This is a genomic window from Nonomuraea sp. NPDC049028 (assembly GCF_043197735.1).
Lineage (GTDB): Bacteria > Actinomycetota > Actinomycetes > Streptosporangiales > Streptosporangiaceae > Nonomuraea.
The window spans coordinates 13,061-31,588 of the sequence record NZ_JBICTR010000031.1 but is presented as its reverse complement, the minus strand read 5'-3'; the positions used below and the strand labels follow the sequence as shown (position 1 = coordinate 31,588).

The 18,528-nt window shown below is 68.2% G+C and carries 21 protein-coding genes and 1 tRNA gene; 3 read left to right on the top strand and 19 right to left on the bottom strand.

Annotated features, from left to right (window positions below; genetic code table 11):
* Positions 1–451 precede the first annotated feature (451 nt).
* From ACGFJ2_RS58770 to ACGFJ2_RS58755, 4 genes are all read right to left on the bottom strand, one after another.
* Complete coding sequence (locus tag ACGFJ2_RS58770) at positions 452–946, bottom strand: hypothetical protein (protein ID WP_393484064.1); 495 nt, start codon at positions 944–946, stop codon at positions 452–454.
* A complete protein-coding gene (locus ACGFJ2_RS58765; protein ID WP_357962167.1) occupies positions 943–1,440 on the bottom strand; it encodes a hypothetical protein in 498 nt (165 codons plus the stop codon). Before ACGFJ2_RS58765 ends, ACGFJ2_RS58770 begins: the two co-directional genes overlap by 4 nt.
* A gap of 414 nt (positions 1,441–1,854) precedes the next feature.
* Entirely contained in the window at positions 1,855–2,856 is a 1,002-nt protein-coding gene (locus ACGFJ2_RS58760; RefSeq protein ID WP_225293987.1) for an ABC transporter ATP-binding protein, read from the bottom strand.
* A gap of 148 nt (positions 2,857–3,004) precedes the next feature.
* Positions 3,005–3,559 (bottom strand): TetR family transcriptional regulator, encoded by a 555-nt coding sequence (locus tag ACGFJ2_RS58755; protein WP_357962170.1) that lies wholly within the window; start codon positions 3,557–3,559, stop codon positions 3,005–3,007.
* 106 nt (positions 3,560–3,665) lie between these two features.
* Between ACGFJ2_RS58755 and ACGFJ2_RS58750 the strand changes: the two genes are divergently transcribed.
* A complete protein-coding gene (locus ACGFJ2_RS58750; RefSeq protein WP_357962173.1) occupies positions 3,666–4,052 on the top strand; it encodes a nuclear transport factor 2 family protein in 387 nt (128 codons plus the stop codon).
* 187 nt (positions 4,053–4,239) lie between these two features.
* On the opposite strand, the gene ACGFJ2_RS58745 is transcribed toward ACGFJ2_RS58750, so the two are convergent.
* The 9 genes from ACGFJ2_RS58745 to ACGFJ2_RS58705 form a co-directional block, all read right to left on the bottom strand.
* Positions 4,240–6,345, bottom strand: coding sequence for an ArnT family glycosyltransferase (locus tag ACGFJ2_RS58745; protein WP_393484060.1), 2,106 nt, complete (start codon positions 6,343–6,345; stop codon positions 4,240–4,242).
* A 194-nt stretch (positions 6,346–6,539) separates the two neighbouring features.
* Positions 6,540–6,929, bottom strand: coding sequence for a 50S ribosomal protein L7/L12 (gene rplL, locus ACGFJ2_RS58740; RefSeq protein ID WP_225293990.1), 390 nt, complete (start codon positions 6,927–6,929; stop codon positions 6,540–6,542).
* A 69-nt stretch (positions 6,930–6,998) separates the two neighbouring features.
* Entirely contained in the window at positions 6,999–7,523 is a 525-nt protein-coding gene (rplJ, locus tag ACGFJ2_RS58735; protein WP_225293991.1) for a 50S ribosomal protein L10, read from the bottom strand.
* 270 nt (positions 7,524–7,793) lie between these two features.
* Positions 7,794–8,621: a DUF1396 domain-containing protein gene (locus ACGFJ2_RS58730; RefSeq protein ID WP_357962179.1), complete on the bottom strand. Its 828-nt coding sequence runs from the start codon at positions 8,619–8,621 to the stop codon at positions 7,794–7,796.
* Between the two features lie 805 nt (positions 8,622–9,426).
* Positions 9,427–10,146 carry a 50S ribosomal protein L1 gene (gene rplA / locus ACGFJ2_RS58725; RefSeq protein ID WP_364008479.1) on the bottom strand — a complete coding sequence of 240 codons (720 nt, stop codon included), beginning with the start codon at positions 10,144–10,146 and terminating at the stop codon, positions 9,427–9,429.
* A 132-nt stretch (positions 10,147–10,278) separates the two neighbouring features.
* Positions 10,279–10,710 carry a 50S ribosomal protein L11 gene (gene rplK, locus ACGFJ2_RS58720; RefSeq protein WP_357962185.1) on the bottom strand — a complete coding sequence of 144 codons (432 nt, stop codon included), beginning with the start codon at positions 10,708–10,710 and terminating at the stop codon, positions 10,279–10,281.
* Between the two features lie 117 nt (positions 10,711–10,827).
* Entirely contained in the window at positions 10,828–11,610 is a 783-nt protein-coding gene (gene nusG / locus ACGFJ2_RS58715; protein WP_357962188.1) for a transcription termination/antitermination protein NusG, read from the bottom strand.
* Positions 11,611–11,675: 65 nt separating this feature from the next.
* A complete protein-coding gene (gene secE, locus ACGFJ2_RS58710) occupies positions 11,676–11,921 on the bottom strand; it encodes a preprotein translocase subunit SecE (protein ID WP_357962191.1) in 246 nt (81 codons plus the stop codon).
* A 73-nt stretch (positions 11,922–11,994) separates the two neighbouring features.
* Positions 11,995–12,067 (bottom strand) — tRNA-Trp (locus tag ACGFJ2_RS58705).
* A gap of 158 nt (positions 12,068–12,225) precedes the next feature.
* Between ACGFJ2_RS58705 and ACGFJ2_RS58700 the strand changes: the two genes are divergently transcribed.
* A complete protein-coding gene (locus ACGFJ2_RS58700; RefSeq protein WP_357962194.1) occupies positions 12,226–13,434 on the top strand; it encodes a pyridoxal phosphate-dependent aminotransferase in 1,209 nt (402 codons plus the stop codon).
* A 10-nt stretch (positions 13,435–13,444) separates the two neighbouring features.
* On the opposite strand, the gene ACGFJ2_RS58695 is transcribed toward ACGFJ2_RS58700, so the two are convergent.
* From ACGFJ2_RS58695 to ACGFJ2_RS58680, 4 genes are read right to left on the bottom strand one after another with little or no spacing between them, the layout of a single operon-like run.
* Positions 13,445–13,927, bottom strand: a complete 483-nt coding sequence (locus ACGFJ2_RS58695; protein ID WP_357962197.1) for a hypothetical protein — start codon at positions 13,925–13,927, stop codon at positions 13,445–13,447.
* Positions 13,928–13,968: 41 nt separating this feature from the next.
* On the bottom strand, positions 13,969–14,619 hold the full coding sequence (locus tag ACGFJ2_RS58690; RefSeq protein ID WP_393484052.1) for a hypothetical protein: 651 nt from the start codon (positions 14,617–14,619) through the stop codon (positions 13,969–13,971).
* A gap of 41 nt (positions 14,620–14,660) precedes the next feature.
* A complete protein-coding gene (locus ACGFJ2_RS58685; protein ID WP_393484049.1) occupies positions 14,661–15,572 on the bottom strand; it encodes a PASTA domain-containing protein in 912 nt (303 codons plus the stop codon).
* Positions 15,569–16,069, bottom strand: coding sequence for a SigE family RNA polymerase sigma factor (locus tag ACGFJ2_RS58680; protein ID WP_393484046.1), 501 nt, complete (start codon positions 16,067–16,069; stop codon positions 15,569–15,571). Before ACGFJ2_RS58680 ends, ACGFJ2_RS58685 begins: the two co-directional genes overlap by 4 nt.
* A gap of 68 nt (positions 16,070–16,137) precedes the next feature.
* Between ACGFJ2_RS58680 and ACGFJ2_RS58675 the strand changes: the two genes are divergently transcribed.
* Positions 16,138–17,157 carry an adenosine deaminase gene (locus ACGFJ2_RS58675; RefSeq protein WP_393484044.1) on the top strand — a complete coding sequence of 340 codons (1,020 nt, stop codon included), beginning with the start codon at positions 16,138–16,140 and terminating at the stop codon, positions 17,155–17,157.
* Positions 17,158–17,215: 58 nt separating this feature from the next.
* Here the strand turns inward: ACGFJ2_RS58675 and ACGFJ2_RS58670 are convergent, their stop codons facing one another.
* A complete protein-coding gene (locus tag ACGFJ2_RS58670) occupies positions 17,216–17,968 on the bottom strand; it encodes a hypothetical protein (RefSeq protein WP_393484041.1) in 753 nt (250 codons plus the stop codon).
* Positions 17,955–18,512 carry an RNA polymerase sigma factor gene (locus ACGFJ2_RS58665; RefSeq protein WP_358206580.1) on the bottom strand — a complete coding sequence of 186 codons (558 nt, stop codon included), beginning with the start codon at positions 18,510–18,512 and terminating at the stop codon, positions 17,955–17,957. The genes ACGFJ2_RS58670 and ACGFJ2_RS58665 overlap by 14 nt, the downstream gene beginning before the upstream one ends.
* Positions 18,513–18,528: the final 16 nt, after the last annotated feature.

The window sequence follows — 18,528 nt, the reverse complement described above, 5'->3', positions numbered from 1 at the left end:
GCGCGAGGCTGCCAACAGATGTCCTTCCGAGGGCTCGCGGCGGACTGACTACACGCACGCCAGACAACCTCGCAACGTGAGCAAGCGGAGCGGGTCGTCAAAGGGCAGCGCAAAGGGGCAGTGTAGCCGAACGGCACACGCCTGTCCACTTCACTCTCGCTGCATGCTCCACGTTGGTCGCAGCATCGCCCGTTCGAGCGGAAACGTCAAGCCCGCAAGCCCGACTTTCCGCCGACCTAGGGGCCGGACGCTGGGTTTTCTCCCCTGCGTGATCGGACGCCTACCGTCAGGCCCAAGACGATACCCGCGAACGGGGACGGTTAACGCTCCGTCACACCGAGGGTCGAACCCATGCCGACAACCGGTGTAGCTGTGACTGAGGTACCCACTACTTGGGCTTCGCTAAACCTTATTTTTGGTAACAATTGACCTCGGGGACGCGCCCGATGACTCAGGCAGTGCCGATCAAGGTCGACAGCTCGGCCACCAACCAGCGGGAATCTTGCCGGATCATGACGAGCCTGACCCGGTCCTGGCTGACCTGTTGCTGTGGTTCGGCCTTGCCGGGGATCTCCCTGACCGTACCCGTGTTCACGAACAACAGAACCTCAACTCGATCACCTTCCGCGCGCTCCACCCCCGCGTCGGCGACGGTCGCCGTCCGCACCGTCTTCTCCGCCTTGGCCTTGGCGGCCAGGGAGGCCGACAGCTTCTTGTAGTGCTCGGTGAGCTCGCCCGTCGTGTGCTCGGCCGCCCGGGCCAGGTCCTGCTCGACCGTCCGGTAGTCGTACGACAGCAGATCCGGCGCCACCGTACGGGCCGCGGCCCTGGCCTGGCGGCCCGCCTCCTCGTCCGCGCGGATGGCGTGGGCGTCGTACCAGAACACCCCTGAGGCGGCGCCGAGCCCGAGCACCAGGACCAGCAGCGCGATCGTGACCGCCCTCACACCACCTGCACCGCCCTCGACACCAGCCAGACCCCCTTGGCCTTGGTCACGTCCATCGACCAGCGGTAGAACCGTTCCTGCTTGGGGGTCTTGGAGCCCTCCCAGCGGATCTCCACGTCCGCCACGACCAGGACCCTGGCGGTCAGCTCCGTCATCGACACCAGCCCCGTGGCCCGGAGCACGCCGTGCTGCACGACCTTGTTCTCCAGCGTGGTGGACTTGAGCTTCGCCGCGCCCGCCTTGTACTCCTCCTGGGCCACTCCGGTGGAGGTGGCGAGGATGCGTCCCATGTCGGCGTCGACGGTCTTGTAGTCGAGCGAGACCAGGTTGATCGCGTGCGCCCCCGCCGCCTCCAGCGCGGCCCGCCGATCGTCCGCCCTGGCCTGTTCGGCCAGGTCCTGCCCGCGAAGGAACACCACGGCGGCGCCGAGCAGCACCACCAGCAGTACGAGTACGCCGGTCAGGACGCGGGGTCGCCGGACCGGCTCGTCCACGTCTGCTCACCTCCCGGCTTGGTTGCTGGATGGTAACCCGCCGGCCGCTCCCGGAGCCCGGGAAACAACAGAGGCGACATAGGACCCACTCTGGCTGGGGCGGGCACTGACGTCATCTCTTGCCGAGCGGGCATCGTCGTCGTCTCTGTCCGGGTGGGCACCGTCGTCGTCTCCGGCCTCCCCGGCGGACGAGCGCCTGACGAACGCCCTTCAGGTGGCCCCCTGAGGCCCGTTGGGGGCGCGGCGCGGCATTGCGGCCATTTCTGCACCGAGGGCCGGGAAAGTGCCTTCTCGGCCCGCCTGGCGGCTCGCCCCGGTCTGGCACGCTTGCCGGTCGGCGGCCCTTGGGTCGTCTGACGGCTCTCGGCCGGTCTGACGGCGAACCGGTCCAGACCGCCTACGGCCCACCGGGATCTATCGGACGCCGTTGAGATGGGCGTTGATCAGGCGTGGGTACTCTTCCAGCCAGTTGCGCCCGCGATCGTCCACAAAGGAGCCCTGGGGCGGGATGACCCCGTTGGCCGCCAGCCAGGTGCCGGGCGGCCGCTGCGTACGGCGGAGCCCGTTGCCGCTCGGCATCAGCTGCGGCGGGATCGGCGGCAGCGAGCCGGGGTCGTGGCCCAGCTGCGCCTCGGCCTCCAGCTCGGAGACGTCCTTCTCCTCCGACATGCCGATCGGCCCGTGCTTCCTGGCGTTGAGGAACTGCCGGACCACCGGCTCATCGCTCGACAGCAGCATCTCGCGCGGCCCGAACATGATCAGCTCGCGCCGGAACAGCAGCCCGATGTCGTCGGGCACCGTACGGGCGGTGTTGATGTCGTGTGTGACGATCAGGAAGGTCGCCTCGATCTCGGCGTTCAGGTCGACGATGAGCTGGTTGAGATAGGCGGTCCGTACCGGGTCCAGACCCGAGTCGGGCTCGTCGAACAGGATGATCTCGGGATCGAGCACCAGCGCCCTGGCCAGCCCGGCCCGCTTGCGCATGCCGCCGGAGATCTCGCCCGGCAGCTTGGTCTCGGCGCCGAGCAGGCCGACGAGTTCCATCTTCTCCAGCACGATCTGGCGGATCTGCGACTCGCTCTTCTTGGTGTGCTCGCGCAGTGGGAAGGCGATGTTGTCGTACAGGCTGAGCGAGCCGAACAGGGCGCCGTCCTGGAACAGCACGCCGAACAGCCGGCGCAGCTCGTAAAGCTTGCTCTCGTTGCAGTTGGCCAGGTCGTAGCCGTCGATCCAGATGTGGCCGCGGTCCGGCCTGAGCAGCCCGACCAGGGTCTTGAGGAAGACCGACTTGCCGGTGCCGGAGGGACCGAGCAGCACCGAGATCTCGCCCGCGGGCAGGGTGAGCGAGACGTCCTCCCAGATGACCTGCCGCCCGAACGACTTGGTCAGCCCGTCGACCACGACTTCGACGCCCACGGGTCACCCTCCATGCGCAAAGAGTAATGTGACTTCAACCACAAGACTGCCATCACCGTAGCGGCGCACGAGGGAATTGGAACCAGTTCCAATAACTTGTTACTGCCCGGTTATGAGACGCGGAGTCCAGCAACGGGCGTTGCGGCGCCTATTCGGCCTGGGGCTGGGCAATCGCCCTCAGAGCCGGGCGGAGGACCCGCGCGATGTCTGCTTGAGATGCTTCGCGCAGCTCGTCGAGTTCGAGCAGTTGGTGGCCGACGGTCACCCCCAGCATGATCGTCGTCATCAGCGCCGCCCGCAGTCGCGCATCGCCGCCGGGGATCGACTCGCCGACCTGATGAATCTGCCGGCTCAGTACGGCCCGCGCCGACGCGCCCGCCTCCGGGTGAGTGAGCATCGATCGCATCATGGCCAGGGAGCTCTGCGGCAACTCCCCCATCTTGAGGCCGAGACTTCCGATGAGTTGCTCGACCAAGTCGTCGGCATCGCCCGTGGCCACCGGCGCCGGGGCCACGGCCACAGCCGCGCTGAACAGGTCCTGCTTACTGCCGAAGTACTGCATGACGAGCGCGGGATCGACCTCGGCCGCCTTGGCCACCGCGCGGATCGTGGTGCGCTCGAACCCCAGGTCCGCGAAGAGCTTCCTGGCCGCTTCCAAGATCCGCCGCTCGGTCCTGCGACGCCGCTCCGCCCGTTCGGTCACGCCGCCCCCCTTTGACAATCGTTACTCACTCTACAGGCGTTGACCGTTCGCTCTATTTCGCTCTACGCTCGTTGAGTCAACATCCGTTGAGCGAAATGGGGCTCCCATGTCCACCACCGAGGTCGTCGCCGCTTACCACGCCGCGATGCTCCACAAGTCGGCCGACGAACTGGCCGATCTCTATGCCGAGGACGGCCTGCACGAGTTCCCGTTCGGCGGACTGCCGCCGTTCGAGGGCCGGGAGGAGATCCGGGCGGGGTACACGATGATGTGGGGCGCCATGAAGGCCCTGGTCAAGGAGATCCGCGACGTGACCATCCGCCAGACCACCGACCCGGAGGTGATCGTGGCGGAACAAGAGACGGTGGTCACGGTGGCCGACCAGGAGCTGACAGTGCCGGGCCTGCTGATCCTGCGGGTCAGGGACGGCCTGATCGTCCACACGCGCGACTACATGGACACCAGCGCCGTCGCCCGCGTCCGCGCCGCCTAGCACAGACTGCCTTCCTCAGCGCCCGAAGGGGGCATTCCCATGGGTTCCCAGCCACCACGGACCGTCCCCTTCCTCTCTCCCGAGGAGGTCCCTCTCCCAAGGACCCCAGCCACCACGGAGCGTCACAGAGATCGAGACGGTCGTGTGACGAACCACCCAGGGACCCGCCAGGGCTGAGGCCGTACGGTCACTTGGTGGCAGTGAGGTCGTAGACCGTGGCGTTGCCGACAGTAGCGGCCGTGTACGTCTCCTGGACCCACGCGGCGATCTCGGCCGCATCACCGCTGCCACCGGTACTGGCCCCGCCACGCATTCCACCGCCCATCCCGCCACCGATGAAGTAGTGGATCTTCCCTTCGGCCACGTACTGCTTGAACTGGGCGAGTGTCGGCGCGGGGTCGGTCCCGTTGAAGCCGCCCACCGCCATCACCGGCTGGCCCGTGGCGAGCTGGTATCCGGCGGCGTTGTTCGAGCCGACGGTCGCGGCGACCCACCTGTAGGCGGTGGCGTTGCTCTTCAGAAGGGCGGTCAGCTCGGCGCTGGGGGTGGCGGACTGCAGCAACCCGCCCATCCCACCGCCTCCTCGCCCACCACGAGCGAACCCATCGGCCCCCATGCCACCCGGCCTCCCAGCACCACCAGTGCCGCCCGGCTGCCCCCCGGTACCGCCAGGTCGTCCAGTGCCACCGGTACCGCCCGGCTGGCCGCCGAAGCCTCTGAAGCTGCCCGGTCCCATCGCCGCTGGGCCGCCGCCGCCGCGCCGGAACCCTCCAGGCCCGCCGAACCCTGCCGTTGAGGGGCCCGCCGTAGGGATCGCACCGGTGTGCGCGGATGTGGCGGTGTCCAGTGCGTACGCGGCCGGCCCGGCCAGGCACACCACGACCGCTGCGACGGCGACAATTCCCGGCACCCGCCGCGACCACCAACCACGCGCCGCAAACGGCACGCCCGCAGATTCTCCAGACGGCGCGCCCACAAGTTCGGCGACCGGCACGCTCCCAGGTCCCCCGGACGGCACACCCGCCCGCCCCTCCTCCTGACGGCCGACGACCAGGAGACCCACGGCCGCCGCCAGCCCAGCGACGAGCACAACCGGCCCCAACCAGGAATTCCACTCCGAACTACGCGACAGCAGGACGTACCCCCACCCAGCCGTCACAGCCGCAGCCAGCGCGAGCGCCCGGTGAGCCCTGCGCTCCCAGAGCAGCGCCACCCCCGAACCCACCAGCACCGCGATCGCCGGAGCCAGCGCCACCGTGTAGTACGCGTGGAAGATCCCCTGCATCAGGCTGAAGATCAGCCCGGTGATCACCAGCCAGCTCCCCCACACAGCCACCTGGGCCCGTACGGGATCGGTCCGTGGCGCCGAGCGCGTCAGCCAGGCCACGGCCGCCAGGAGCACCAGCGCCGCCGGAAGCAGCCACGAGATCTGCCCACCCGCCTCGGTGTCGAACATCCGCCACCAGCCGGCCTGCTGGTTGAGGTTGCCGAGCCCTCCGTAGTCACCGCCGTTCAGCCGCCCGATGCCGTTGTAGCCGAGCGCGAGCTCCAGGACGCTGTTCGTCTGGGAGCCGCCGATGTACGGCCGGTCGGCGGCGGGCACCAGCGCCACGGCCACCAGCCACCATCCGGCCGACGCCACCACGGCCACGCCCGCCAGCACGAGCTGCCAGAGCCGCCGCCCCACCGTGGTCGGAGCCGTGATCAGGTAGACGAGCGCGAACCCCGGCAGCACCACGAACGCCTGCAGCATCTTGGCCAGGAACGCGAACCCGATGCACGCCCCAGCCAGCACCAGCCACCGCGTCCCCGCCTTCTCCTGGGCCCGCACCACGCAGTAACCCGCGACGGTCAGCAGCAGCACCAGCAGCGCGTCCGGATTGTTGAAGCGAAACATCAGCACCGCCACCGGCGTAACCGCCATCACCGCCCCGCCGATCAACGCGGCCCACGCGGGGAACCGGCGGCGTACCGCGGCATAGACCACCCCCACGGTCGCCACGCCCATGAGCGCCTGGGGCACGAGAATGCTCCATGAGTTCAGCCCGAAGATCCTGGCGCTGAGCTCCATCGGCCACAACGAGGCCGGCGTCTTGTCCACGGTGATGGCGTTGGCCGCGTCAGACGACCCGAAGAAGAACGCCTTCCAGCTCTGGGTGCCCGCTTGTACGGCAGCCGAGTAGAACGCGTTCGCCCATCCGGAGGCGTTCAGCCCCCATATGTAGAGCACCGCGGTGGCGGCGAGCAGCCCGGCCAACGCCCATCGATCTCTGACACGCGCATCCTTGAACACACTCGAACGCTAAACACGGGCTCTCGCCACGCGATGAGACGACCATGAGAATCTCGTGAGCTCTGTACGGCGGTAACAGCCGGGCACGCAAAAGGGGCGGCACACCCGGCACCTGGGTGCAGCCGCCCCTTCTGGGGTGAAACGCCGGAACCAGCGTTTCGGTAATGCTCTTCGAGCGATATGCCTCGAAAGTGTTACTTCACGGTGACGGAAGCGCCGGCGCCCTCGAGGGCAGCCTTGGCCTTCTCCGCCTGCTCCTTGTTGACCTTGCCGTCGAAGACGTTCTTGGGAGCGCCGTCGACCAGGTCCTTGGCCTCCTTGAGGCCCAGGGACGTCAGGGCGCGGATCTCCTTGATGACCTGGATCTTCTTGTCGCCGGCAGCCTCGAGGATGACGTCGAACTCGTCCTGCTCCTCAACGGCGGCGGCCTCGCCACCACCGGCGGCGGGGGCAGCGGCAACCGCGACCGGGGCGGCGGCCTTGACGTCGAACACTTCCTCGAACTGCTTCACGAACTCGGAAAGCTCGAGGAGGGTCATCTCCTTGAACGCGTCGAGCAGCTCGTCGGTGCTGAGCTTCGCCATGATGGTTTCCTCCGTATGGATCTTGCGATAACTAGGAACGGGACCGCGGGGTTTGCGGCAATCCCCGTATTACTCGCCCGCCTCTTCGCGCTTGGCGCGAAGGGCGTCGGCCAGCTGGGCCATGTTGGTGGGCAGCGCGGCGAACATGGCGGCAGCAGCACTCTGCTTCGCCTTCATCGCGCCGGCCAGCTTCGCGAGGAGAACCTCGCGGGACTCGAGGTCAGCGAGCCTGGTGATCTCCGTAGCGTCCAGCATCTTGCCATCAAGGACGCCGCCCTTGATCACCAGAAGGGGATTGGCCTTGGCGAAGTCACGCAGACCCTTGGCCGCCTCGACAACGTCGCCGTTGACGAAGGCGATCGCGGTCGGACCGGCGAGCAGGTCGTCAAGACCCGCGAAACCGGCCTCATTGGCCGCGATCTTAGTCAGGGTGTTCTTCGCCACGGCGAACTTCGCATTCTCACCGAGAGAGACGCGCAGCTGCTTGAGCTGTGCGACGGTGAGACCGCGGTACTCGGTCAGAACGGCGGCAGCGCTGCCTTCGAACTCGCTCCTGAGCTCGGCAACTGCTGTCGCCTTATCCGCCCTCGCCATGGGCCTCCTTCCAGATGTGCCACCGGTGAAGGCCCAGAAATGAGAACGGCCCCGGGCGCAGGGCGCACACGGGGCTCACACACGGATCACTCCGTGTAGGAAACTCGTATCACACCTGCGCGGGCCGTCCACAGACTGTGGATCCTTCGGTCGTCAGGTCTTGAGGAACCTGACGACGACCGGCGGTCTTCGGCAACGACCAGAGTACGTCCTGGCCGCCGAGTTTCCAAATCGCTCTCAGTCGGCGACGCTGTTCAGCGCCGCACCCGGTTAGTTGGTCGTGCCCTTCGGCAGCTCGCCGATCTGGTCGGCGGGCGGCGTCTGGATGTTGACGGCCTCGTTGAACCCCTTGAACAGCAGGGTCGCGTCCAGCGTGGCGCCTTCCTTCTCACCGTTCAGCGCGAGCTTGCGAGGCAGGCCGTCACTGCCGACCCAGATGTCGAACTTGATGTCCTTGAGCTCGGCCAGACCCGAACGGGCGGCTTCCTGCTTGTCGGCCGGCAGCTGCTGCACCGCCGCGTCGACCGGGAACGTCCCGCTGTAGTGGGTGGTGTCCACACCGCCGACAGTCTCGGTGCCGGCCGCCTTGATGTCCTGCGACGCGGTCACCATCTTGGTGACGGCCGCCAGGTCGAACTGCTGGATCTGGTCGAGGTACGTCTTGATCTGATCCTGACCGCCGACATCGGTCAGCGGCACCTTGATCCACGGCTTCGTCGCCCCGACGAGCTCCTTGAGCGCCTCGACCTTGACGTAGACGGCGTCGCCCTGGAGCACGGCACGCGCCCCACCGGGCAGACCCTTACCGCCCATGTCGAGGGTGTCGAGGGTGAGGTCGACGGCCAGCTGCGGCTTGCTCTGGTAGAGCATCCGCCCCTGCACCTTGCCGTTCCCCTCCTGAGGGGTTTTGACGTTGACGACGGCGTCAACGGTGTAGCTGGTGACCTCCGCGGTCTTCTGCGCGGCCTGCGTCAGCACTTCGGACGCCGCCAGCTTGACCTGGATTGGCTGCGCGGTCGTTCCACAACCGGCAACCGCGACCGCGACCAGGGCGGCACCAGCCGCGGCGGTAGCGAGGGAAATTCTGCGCTTCAGCATGATTTAAACCCTACGTGTCGGTGTCCCGGTGATGGCGTATTCCCCTGACTTTTCAGGGAAAACCCAGGGTCTTCCCCTACCCTCCTCCCTTGATCGCGCGCCACGCTCTCTGCCTCGGCTTCTGCCGCGTGGACTGCTCTGATCTTTCTTTCCGCCGTACGGCCGCAAGTGGGTCGCGCGCCACCCGGAATCCCGCGCTCGCCGTACGAGATCGTCGCAGACACGCCTCGCAGAGGACCGTCCCCCGCAGTGCGCACGCCGCACCGGAGGCGCCCACAAAGCCCGCACCGCAGCAGAAACCGCCCATTGGGAGGTGCGCCCGCAGTGGCGGGCGCCCGTGACACAGGGGTCTGCGGCGGGGGTGTGGCGAGGGGGTGTGGCTGTGGGGTTTGTGGCGGGGATCTGTGGCGGGCGGGGTCTGTGGAGGAGGGGCTGGCGGGGGTCCGCGGCCGGGATTCGGCGGGCGGCCTGTAACCCGGGGTCTGTGACCGGGGAGTCTGGCGGGCGGGGGTCTGTGACCGGGAGTTGACCGGGGTCTGTGATCGGGGTCTGGCGAGCGACCTGTGACCAGGGTCCGTGGTCGGGGGCTGGCGAGCGACCTGTGACCAGGGTCCGTGGTCGGGGGCTGGCGAGCGACCTGTGACCAGGGTCCGTGGTCGGGGGCTGCGACGCGGGCGCCCGTAGGCCGCTATCCGCGTGAAAGCGACCCCAGAACGCACAAGCGACACCGAACAACACAACAGCCCCCGCCGGCGTCGGCGAGGGCTGTGTGGTGCGAAGAAGTGCCAGAAGTGTGGCTTGTTCGCTACGCGTCCAGCTCGGCGGTGAGGCCGCGGGTGGCGTTGGGGTCGACCGGGACGCCGGGGCCCATGGTCGTGGAGAAGGTGACCTTCTTCAGGTAACGACCCTTGGCGGCCGACGGCTTGAGACGGAGCACCTCGTCAAGGGCGGCGGCGTAGTTCTCGATGAGCTGGCGCTCGTCGAACGACGTCTTGCCGATGATGAAGTGCAGGTTGGCCTGCCGGTCCGTACGGAACTCGATCTTGCCGCCCTTGATCTCCGTCACGGCCTTGGCGACGTCGGGCGTCACGGTGCCGGTCTTGGGGTTGGGCATGAGGCCACGCGGGCCGAGGACGCGGCCCAGACGACCGACCTTGCCCATGAGGTCAGGGGTGGCGACAACGGCGTCGAACTCGCTGAGCCGGTTGCCCTTGGCGATCTCGTCGATGAGCTCGTCGGCGCCGATGATGTCGGCGCCCGCCTCGCGGGCCGCCTCGGCACGGTCACCGGTCGCGAAGACCAGGACCCGGGCGGTCTTGCCGGTGCCGTGCGGGAGGTTGACCGTGCCGCGCACGATCTGGTCGGCCTTGCGAGGGTCGACGCCCAGTCGCAGCGCCACCTCGACAGTGGCGTCGAACTTGGTGGTGGACGTCTGCTTGGCCAGCTTCGCGGCCTCGACGGGCGCGTAGAGCTTGTCGTGGTCGACCTTGGCCGACGCGTCCTTGTGCGCCTTGCTGCGCTTCATATCTGTCTCCTTGTGGTGTGCGGGCCGGGTGCCGGCCCTCCCACTGATCGGTGTGGGTACGAGCCGGGAAACCGGCTCTCCCACGGATCGCGGTTTGGGCCAGGGAACGGCCCTCCCGCGGATCGGGAAGTGTTAGTCGGCGACGGTGATGCCCATGGACCGGGCGGTGCCGGCGATGATCTTCTCGGCCGCCGCGATGTCGTTGGCGTTGAGGTCGGGCATCTTGGTCTCAGCGATGCTGCGGAGCTGCTCGCGGCTGAGCTTGCCGACCTTGTCCTTGTGCGGGACCGCGCTGCCCTTGTCGAGGCCCAGAGCCTTCTTGATCAGCTCGGGCGCCGGGGGCGTCTTCGTGATGAAGGTGAAGCTGCGGTCTTCGAAAATGGTGATCTCAACGGGGATGATGTTGCCCCGCTGGGCCTCCGTGGCAGCGTTGTACTGCTTGACGAAGTCCATGATGTTGACGCCGTGGGGACCGAGCGCGGTACCGACGGGCGGAGCGGGCGTGGCCTGGCCAGCGGGCAGCTGCACCTTCACCAAGGCCGCGATCTTCTTCTTTGGAGGCATGATCCTTCTCCGGGTCCTGAGAATGGTGTTGCAAACCCCCACGGGCATGGGGACCCCAGAACACAGGGGCCCCCGGTTCACGCGCGTGGGGACGACATATCAGCTTACGTGATCGTCTTAGATCTTCGAGACCTGGTTGAACGACAGCTCGACCGGGGTCTCGCGGCCGAAGATCGAGACGAGCACCTTGAGCTTCTGCGACTCGGGGCTGATCTCGCTGACCGAGGCGGGCAGGGTGGCGAACGGGCCGTCCATGACCGTGACGGACTCGCCGATCTCGAACTCGACGGTCGGGCCGGTGCTGGTCTTGGCCGAGGACTTCTTGGCTTCCTCGGTCGGCTCCGGCGCCAGCAGCTTGGCGACCTCGTCGAGGTTGAGCGGGCTCGGCTTGTTGGACAGGCCCACGAAGCCGGTCACACCGGGCGTGTTACGCACGGCGGCCCAGGACTCGTCGGTCAGCTCCATGCGCACCAGCACGTAGCCGGGCAGCACGCGCTCCTTGACCGGCACCTTCTTACCGCTCTTGAACTCCTGGACGGTGTGCGTCGGCACCTCGACCTGGTAGATGTAGTCCTCCATGTTGAGAGACACGTTGCGGCTCTCGATGTTGGACTTCACGCGGTTTTCGTAGCCGGCGTAGGAGTGGATCACGTACCACTCGCCGAGCTGGCCCCGCAGCGAGCGCTTGAACTCCTCGACCGGGTCGACGTCAGGCAGGATGTCACCGTCTTCGTCGACTGCGGGAGCCTCGTCGGCGACCTCGTCCTCGTCGCCCTCGTCGCTGTCCGCGACGTCAGCGTCGAGCTCGTCGACGGTCTCCTCAGTGGCCTCAGCGGCCTCTTCCGGCTCGGTGTCCCACTCCTCGTGGGACTCGTTCGCCGGCACTGAAGATTCGGACACGGTGACTTTTCCTCTTTCGTCGAATCGAATGGCGACTCCGTCGGGTGACGCCGTCGGTGTCTGGATCAGGATCCGCCGAAGACGCGGAGAACGGCCCAGCCGAGCGCACTGTCGAGCCCGTACACGATCGCAACCATGATCAGAACGAATACCAGAACGACCGTGGTGTAAGTGATGAGATCCTTGCGTGTCGGCCAGATGACCTTACGCAGCTCGGTGACTACCTGCCGGTAGAAAAGGGCCGGCGAGGTGCGGGTCTTCTTCTCGCCACTAGGCTTGCCTGCGGTCTCGCCGCGCGTGTCGATCGCCACAGTCCTCACCTGAATCTGTCGTATCCAACGCAGTATGCGGCGCGCTTACACGCCATTGCGCGGACCGCACTCGCAGGGCACGAGGGACTCGAACCCCCAACCGCCGGTTTTGGAGACCGGTGCGCTACCAATTGCGCCAGTGCCCTATGTCGCCAACCACACTACCCTGATCAGCTCACTGCCTGGACCGAACCGCACGTCGACATGCGGCGGCACGACCAGGCGAAAGTGTATCGGGGGAAGGCCCCTTACGTCGAACCAAACCCGATCGCCCAGGTCACGGCCCGCGTGGCAGCATGGACCCATGTCCACCCGACCTCGCATATCCAGCCGAATTTCCGCGATTTCCGAGTCCGCCACGCTGGCCGTGGACGCGAAGGCGAAGGCGATGAAGGCGGCCGGCCGCCCCGTCATCGGCTTCGGCGCCGGAGAGCCCGACTTCCCAACGCCGGATTACATCGTCGAGGCGGCGGTGGCGGCGGCGCGCGATCCCCGTTTCCACAAGTACACCCCGGCCGGCGGCCTGCCGGAGCTCAAGCAGGCGATCGCCGCCAAGACGCGGCGCGACTCGGGCTATCAGGTCGAGGCGTCGCAGGTCCTGGTCACCAACGGCGGCAAGCAGGCCGTCTATGAGGCGTTCGCCACGCTGCTCGACCCGGGCGACGAGGTCCTGGTCGTGGCCCCGTACTGGACGACCTACCCCGAGGCGATCAAGCTGGCCGGCGGCGTCCAGGTCGACGTCGTCACCGACGAGACGACCGGCTACCTCGCGAGCGTCGAACAGCTTGAGGCGGCCCGCACGGAGCGCACCAAGGTCCTGCTGTTCGTCTCGCCGTCCAACCCGACGGGCGCCGTCTACTCGCGCGAGCAGACGGAGGCGATCGGCCGCTGGGCCGCCGCCAACGGCCTCTGGGTCGTCACCGACGAGATCTACGAGCATCTTGTGTACGGCGGAGCGGAGTTCACCAGCATCGCCACGGCCGTTCCGGAGCTGGCCGACCGGGTCGTCATCGTCAACGGCGTGGCCAAGACCTACGCCATGACGGGCTGGCGGGTGGGCTGGCTGATCGGCCCGTCCGACGTGGTCAAGGCCGCGACGAACCTCCAGTCGCACGCCACGTCCAACGTCTCGAACGTCGCCCAGATGGCCGCTCTGGCCGCCGTCTCCGGCGATCTGTCGGCCGTGGCGGAGATGCGCGAGGCGTTCGATCGGCGCCGTCAGGCGATGGTACGGCTGCTCAACGAGATCCCGGGCGTGTTCTGCCCGGAGCCGAAGGGGGCCTTCTACGCCTACCCCTCGGTCAAGGAGCTGATCGGCAAGGAGCTGCGCGGCCGGCGGCCGCAGTCATCGGCCGAGCTGGCCGAGCTGATCCTGGAGGAGGCGGAGGTGGCGGTGGTTCCGGGCGAGGCGTTCGGGACGCCCGGATATTTCCGCCTTTCGTACGCCCTGGGGGACGACGACCTGGCAGAGGGCGTCAGCCGCCTCGCCAAGCTCCTCGCGGAAGCCCACTGACCACACCGCGTCAGCCGACCGCCTCGGCCACCTGCTCGATCTCGCGGGCCAGTCCGGGCGTGGCGCCGATGTAGACCGCGGTGCCCGGCCGTTCCAGCCACATGAAGTTGCTCAGCCCGCCCCGCGTACGCCAGCGCAGGGCGGGCTTGCCGTTGTACGCGCGCAGGCTCGACCTGCTGACCAGCGACGCGAACCGCTCGGCACCCCGCACCCCGCACACCAGCCCGACGAGCAGCTCCTCGTCGTTCTTGCGCCACCGCACGCCCTTCACCTTGAGCCGCTCGCGCAGTGACTTGATCCGCGTGAACGAGCCCGCGCGCTCCACCCCCGCGGGCAGGTGGCCGATGCCGAGATCCCCGGACCCGCAGGTCAGAGAGATGATCGTCGACCTCGCCCGGCTCGGTTCCGGCGTGGCTGTGTTCGCCTCCGGCGTGGCGGCGCTGCCGCACCCGGTGAGCGCGAACACGAGGGACACCGCTGCCAGGCGTCGCATCAACCCCCCATGACTTGGCGTGAAAACCGCAGAAAAGGCCCCTAGTCTCCTACAGGACCCTTGACCGAGGCGGCAACACGGAGCAGTTCCTCGCTCAGGGATTCGCTGACCCTGATCGACGCTCCGGTGCCCGTACGCTCCAGCCAGACGATCATCAGGCCGCCGCCGGGACGGCGGCCGACCAGGGCGGGTCTGCCGCGGATGGTGGTTTCCCTGGGCGTCCGTAGTGGGGTCCGCCGCTGGTAGGTGGCCCAGTCGGCAGCCGCCGCGCCATGCTCCACCCGCACCTCGACGAACCCGCCCTGAGGACGGGTGGTGCCCAGCCCCGCCTTGGGGGTGAATCTGGCCCAGGCGCCCTGGTCGGGTTCGATCACTCCCCCGTCGTCGCGATCGAACCCGGCAGGCAGGTAGGTGAGCCAGAAGTCATGCGCGACCACCGCGATCCGGGGCGCAGCCATGGCGGCGGTGACGGTCCGGCCCCGAACGGGTCCCGCCCGGCCCGGCGCGGCCGGAGGCGGCTGGGTCGGAGCCGGTGGAGCCTGAACCGGTGGAGGCGCCCCCACCGGTGTGCGATGGAGACGCCCGAATCCCGAGGAGAACAGCCCATAGATGATCGAAACGGTGACCCCAAGTGCGAGGAACGCCAGCATCGCGCGCAGCGCCTGTCCGCCGGTCCCGCCCTCAGGCTTCATGCACGGTAGATCCCCGGTCTGATCTCACCCGTACCACCCGATCACTCGGCGGATTCGATCCCTTCGGCGATCTTCTTCAGCTCGGTCGCCGCGTCAACCTTTTTCGCATAGTCCGGGCTGATATACACCTCGACCGCCAGCCCCTTGCGCAGCGTCCAGCCGATGGTGCTCGTGGAGCCCTCGGAGTTGTCGGTGGTGTCGGTGGCGACTTCTCCGCCTTCGGTGACATTCGTGAGGTAAGCCTCCTTGCCACTGATATCAAGAGTTTCAGCGCCCTGGTCGGAGAACCTCGCCAGCCGCTGCGCGACCTGCTTGCTCGCCTCACCCGCGAACACGACGATCTGTACGGAGTAATAACCCTCTGGCTGTCCAGGCTCGACAAAAGTGGTGGTGTAGCTGGTTTTGCCGAAGCCGTTCTTGCCCGACCATTTACCCCATTCGAGCCCGTCGGGCAGGTAGCCGACATGGATGCCGCCGAACTTCCTGCCATCGCCCAGATCACCGAGATCCTGCGGCACCGAGTGCTCCTGGCCGACGGTGAGCTGGACGTTCGTTCCCTTCGTCACTTCCTCACCGGCGGCGGGAGCTTGGACGCGCACCGAACCCGTGTCGGTGGCCGTCTCCGGGTCCTCCACGACCAGTCCCGCCTGCTTCAGCGTCTCGACCGCCTCGGCGACGGGCTTCCCTACTACGTCCGGGACGGTCACCAAGTCCATCACGGCCTGGTCCTGGCCGGTGGCCGCGTGCGGAGTCTTAGGGGGTTCCCCCGAATTGATCAGCGCCGGCACGGTCACGGCGACCAGGGCGGTGACGAGGGCGGCACCGGCCGTACGGAATCTCATCACGTGCGCGCGGTGGCGGCGCCGCACGTCCCTGCCGAGCGTCGGCCCGGCGTGCACGCCGGCGACGTGCGCGGCCATGGCCTCGGCGATGGCTTCTTCTTCGGTCTTCATCGGATCGCTCCTTCTGCGACGGTCATGCGTTCGCGGATCTTGGCGAGGCCCCGGGCCGCCTGGCTCTTCACGGTGCCGAGCGAGCAGCCGAGCAGCGACGCGGTGGCCGACTCCGACTGGTCCTCCCAGTAGCGCAGGACGATCACGGCCCGCATCTTCGGCGGCAGCCTGCGCAATTCCTCGATGAGCGTGTCGCGCAGGTCCAGGTCGGGCGATTTCGCGGCGGTGTCGGGCGGCCGGGCGAACGTGATCTCCTGCACGACGCGCCGCCGCCGAGCCCGGCTGATCGCCGCGTTGACGAGGACCTTGCGCGCGTACGCCTCGGGGTTGTCGTGCCGGATCCGGGGCCAGTGCCGGTAGACCTTCTCCAGAGCGTGCTGGACCAGGTCCTCGGCGTCGTGGTGGGCGGCTCCGCAGACCAGGATCGCGGTGCGTAGCAACGAGGTGCTGCGTGCGGCAAGGAACTCGTCGAATGCCGTTTCATCTTCATCCGTCATGGGCGGGGTCCCCTTTCGCCCCTCCCAACGCACGAACGGGCATACAGGTTGAGTGGCAAGATATGGAAATGCCACGCCCGCTTGACCAGCTGCCCAAGGCTCACCTGCACCTGCACTTCACCGGCTCGATGCGGCATTCGACGCTGATCGAGCTGGCTCGCGAGCAGGGCCTGCACCTGCCCGACGCGCTGGAGCAGGACTGGCCGCCCCAGCTGCGCGCGACCGATGAGCGTGGGTGGTTCAGGTTCCAGCGACTGTACGACATCGCCAGGTCGGTGCTGTGGCAGCCGGAGCACGTCTACCGGCTGGTGCGGGAGACGGCCGAGGACGAGGCGGCGGCCGGGTCGCGATGGCTGGAGATCCAGGTGGACCCGTCGGGGTTCGCGCCGCGGTTCGGCGGGTTGACGGCGACGCTGGAGCTCATGCTGGACGCCGCCGCCCAGGCCGCCACCCTGGCGGACATCGGGATCGCGGTGGTCGTGGCGGCCAACCGCACCAAGCACCCGCTCGACGCGAACACACTGGCCAGGCTCGCGGTCCAATACCAGGGCAAGGGCGTCGTCGGGTTCGGGTTGTCGAACGACGAGCGGCGCGGCGCGGCCAGGGAGTTCGAGCGGGCCTTCCGGATCGCCAAGCGCGCGGGGCTGCTGGCCGTACCTCATGGGGGTGAACTGCTCGGACCCCGCAGCGTCGCGCAGTGCGTGGACGACCTGCACGCGGACCGCGTGGGGCATGGGGTGCGGGCGGCGGAGGACCCGTGGCTGATGGAGCGGCTGGCCGAGCGGCAGATCTGCTGCGAGGTGTGCCCGACCTCGAACGTGGGCCTGGGCGTCGCCGAGCGGGCGGCGGACGTGCCGTTGCGCAGGCTGTTCGAGGCGGGGGTGCCGATCGCGCTGGGGGCCGACGATCCGTTGCTGTTCGGGGCGCGGTTGTTGCGGCAGTACGAGTTGGCGCGGGAGGTCTACGGCTTTCGTGATGAGGAGATCGCCGAGTTGGCGCGGCAGTCGATCAGGGCGTCCACGGCGCCCGAGGGGGTGCGCAAGGAGCTGCTGAAGGAGATCGACGACTGGCTGACCCTGCCGGAGTGACTGCCTCCGCCGGAGTGACCGCCTCTGCCGGAGTGAGGCGTGAGACGGCGTGAGACGGCTACCGGAGGAGTGTGGCGGCTATCTCGGCGGCGCGCTCCTTGGTGCCGGCTCCTTCCAGGCGGTAACCGACGGTGCCGGACTGCCAGATGAGGGTGGGCTGGGCCTGGCGCAGGGGGACCGACGTGCCGTCCTCGCGCTTGAGGTAGCCCAGCGGATGATCGCCGCCGAGCCACCAGGCGGTGACGCCCGCGACCGGGACGTCCTCGGGCCAGGGTGGGCCAACGCTCTTGAAGAAGTACGGGCTGAGCGTGCCGTCGAACTGGTCCAGGCGGATGCCGCCCGGCCAGAACAGCGACGCCACGCGGCCGTTGTCGCTCACCGTGGCGCGCTCGGGGGTGCCCAGCGCGGTGGGGGTCTTGATGGGGAACCGCACTTGGGTGGCCAGGTCCGCCGGGGCCACCGTGTGCTCGCCTGGCAGCGGGGTTGGGGTGGTGACGGGTTGGGGGGTGGAGTCGCCCAGGCGTAGCTCGATCCCGGCGTATTGGAGGATCGCGCGCACGGCGGCGCGGCCCTGCGGGGTGGCGGCGGTGATGGCTATGACGGCCAAGACGATGGCTGTCACGATCTGCCACCTCGCTCGCCGCTTTCGTCGCGCAGGCGTTTCGGGCGTCGCGGGCGTTTCGGGGGTGGGCTCCAGGCGGGCGCGGACGGCTGATGCCACGTCGGTCGGCGGTGGGTTGGGGACGTCGAGGAAGTCGGCGAGGGCCGTGAGTTCGGCGGCCAGGTCGTCGAACGGGTCATGCGAGCTCATTGCCCACCTCCTCCCTGAGCCGCGCGAGGCCGCGATGGGTGCTGGACTTGACGGTGCCGAGCGGCCAGTCGAGCACCTGGGCGGTTTCCGCCTCCGTCAGCTGTAAGAAGTACCGGCAGACGACGGCCTGGCGTTCCCGCTCCGGCAGGTGGCGTACCGCCTCCAGCAGCCGGGTGCGCCGGTCCGTGGCGACGGCCGAGCCCTCGGGGTCGTCTGGGGCCTTGAGGTCGGCCGTGGCGCTGAGTCGTACGGCGAGCTCGGATCTGCGCCCGCGCGACCGGGTCAGGTTGTGCGTCTCGTTGGCCACGATCCGCAGCAGCCACGGCCGGAAAGGGGCGTCCCTGCGGAAGGTCGACAGATGCCTGAACGCCTTGACGAACGCCTCCTGCACCACGTCCTCTGCCTCGTCCCCCGCCCCGAGCATGGCGGCGGTGCGGTGGGCGAGCGCGCTGTAGCGGGCGACCAGCGCCTCGTAGGCGGTCAGGTCGCCGGCGAGGGAGCGGCTGATGGCCTCGTCGTCGTCCATGAACGAGTCAGATTTCACCGCATCAGAGGGGGTT

Bases quoted from the DNA above. Each gene is read 5' to 3' on its own strand.
- ACGFJ2_RS58750 (WP_357962173.1), top strand. From the start codon at position 3,666: ATGTCCACCACCGAGGTCGTCGCCGCTTACCACGCCGCGATGCTCCAC.
- rplL (WP_225293990.1), bottom strand. From the start codon at position 6,929: ATGGCGAAGCTCAGCACCGACGAGCTGCTCGACGCGTTCAAGGAGATG.
- rplJ (WP_225293991.1), bottom strand. From the start codon at position 7,523: ATGGCGAGGGCGGATAAGGCGACAGCAGTTGCCGAGCTCAGGAGCGAG.
- ACGFJ2_RS58730 (WP_357962179.1), bottom strand. From the start codon at position 8,621: ATGCTGAAGCGCAGAATTTCCCTCGCTACCGCCGCGGCTGGTGCCGCC.
- rplA (WP_364008479.1), bottom strand. From the start codon at position 10,146: ATGAAGCGCAGCAAGGCGCACAAGGACGCGTCGGCCAAGGTCGACCAC.
- rplK (WP_357962185.1), bottom strand. From the start codon at position 10,710: ATGCCTCCAAAGAAGAAGATCGCGGCCTTGGTGAAGGTGCAGCTGCCC.
- ACGFJ2_RS58700 (WP_357962194.1), top strand. From the start codon at position 12,226: ATGTCCACCCGACCTCGCATATCCAGCCGAATTTCCGCGATTTCCGAG.
- ACGFJ2_RS58695 (WP_357962197.1), bottom strand. From the start codon at position 13,927: ATGCGACGCCTGGCAGCGGTGTCCCTCGTGTTCGCGCTCACCGGGTGC.
- ACGFJ2_RS58690 (WP_393484052.1), bottom strand. From the start codon at position 14,619: ATGAAGCCTGAGGGCGGGACCGGCGGACAGGCGCTGCGCGCGATGCTG.
- ACGFJ2_RS58685 (WP_393484049.1), bottom strand. From the start codon at position 15,572: ATGAAGACCGAAGAAGAAGCCATCGCCGAGGCCATGGCCGCGCACGTC.
- ACGFJ2_RS58680 (WP_393484046.1), bottom strand. From the start codon at position 16,069: ATGACGGATGAAGATGAAACGGCATTCGACGAGTTCCTTGCCGCACGC.
- ACGFJ2_RS58675 (WP_393484044.1), top strand. From the start codon at position 16,138: ATGCCACGCCCGCTTGACCAGCTGCCCAAGGCTCACCTGCACCTGCAC.
- ACGFJ2_RS58670 (WP_393484041.1), bottom strand. From the start codon at position 17,968: ATGAGCTCGCATGACCCGTTCGACGACCTGGCCGCCGAACTCACGGCC.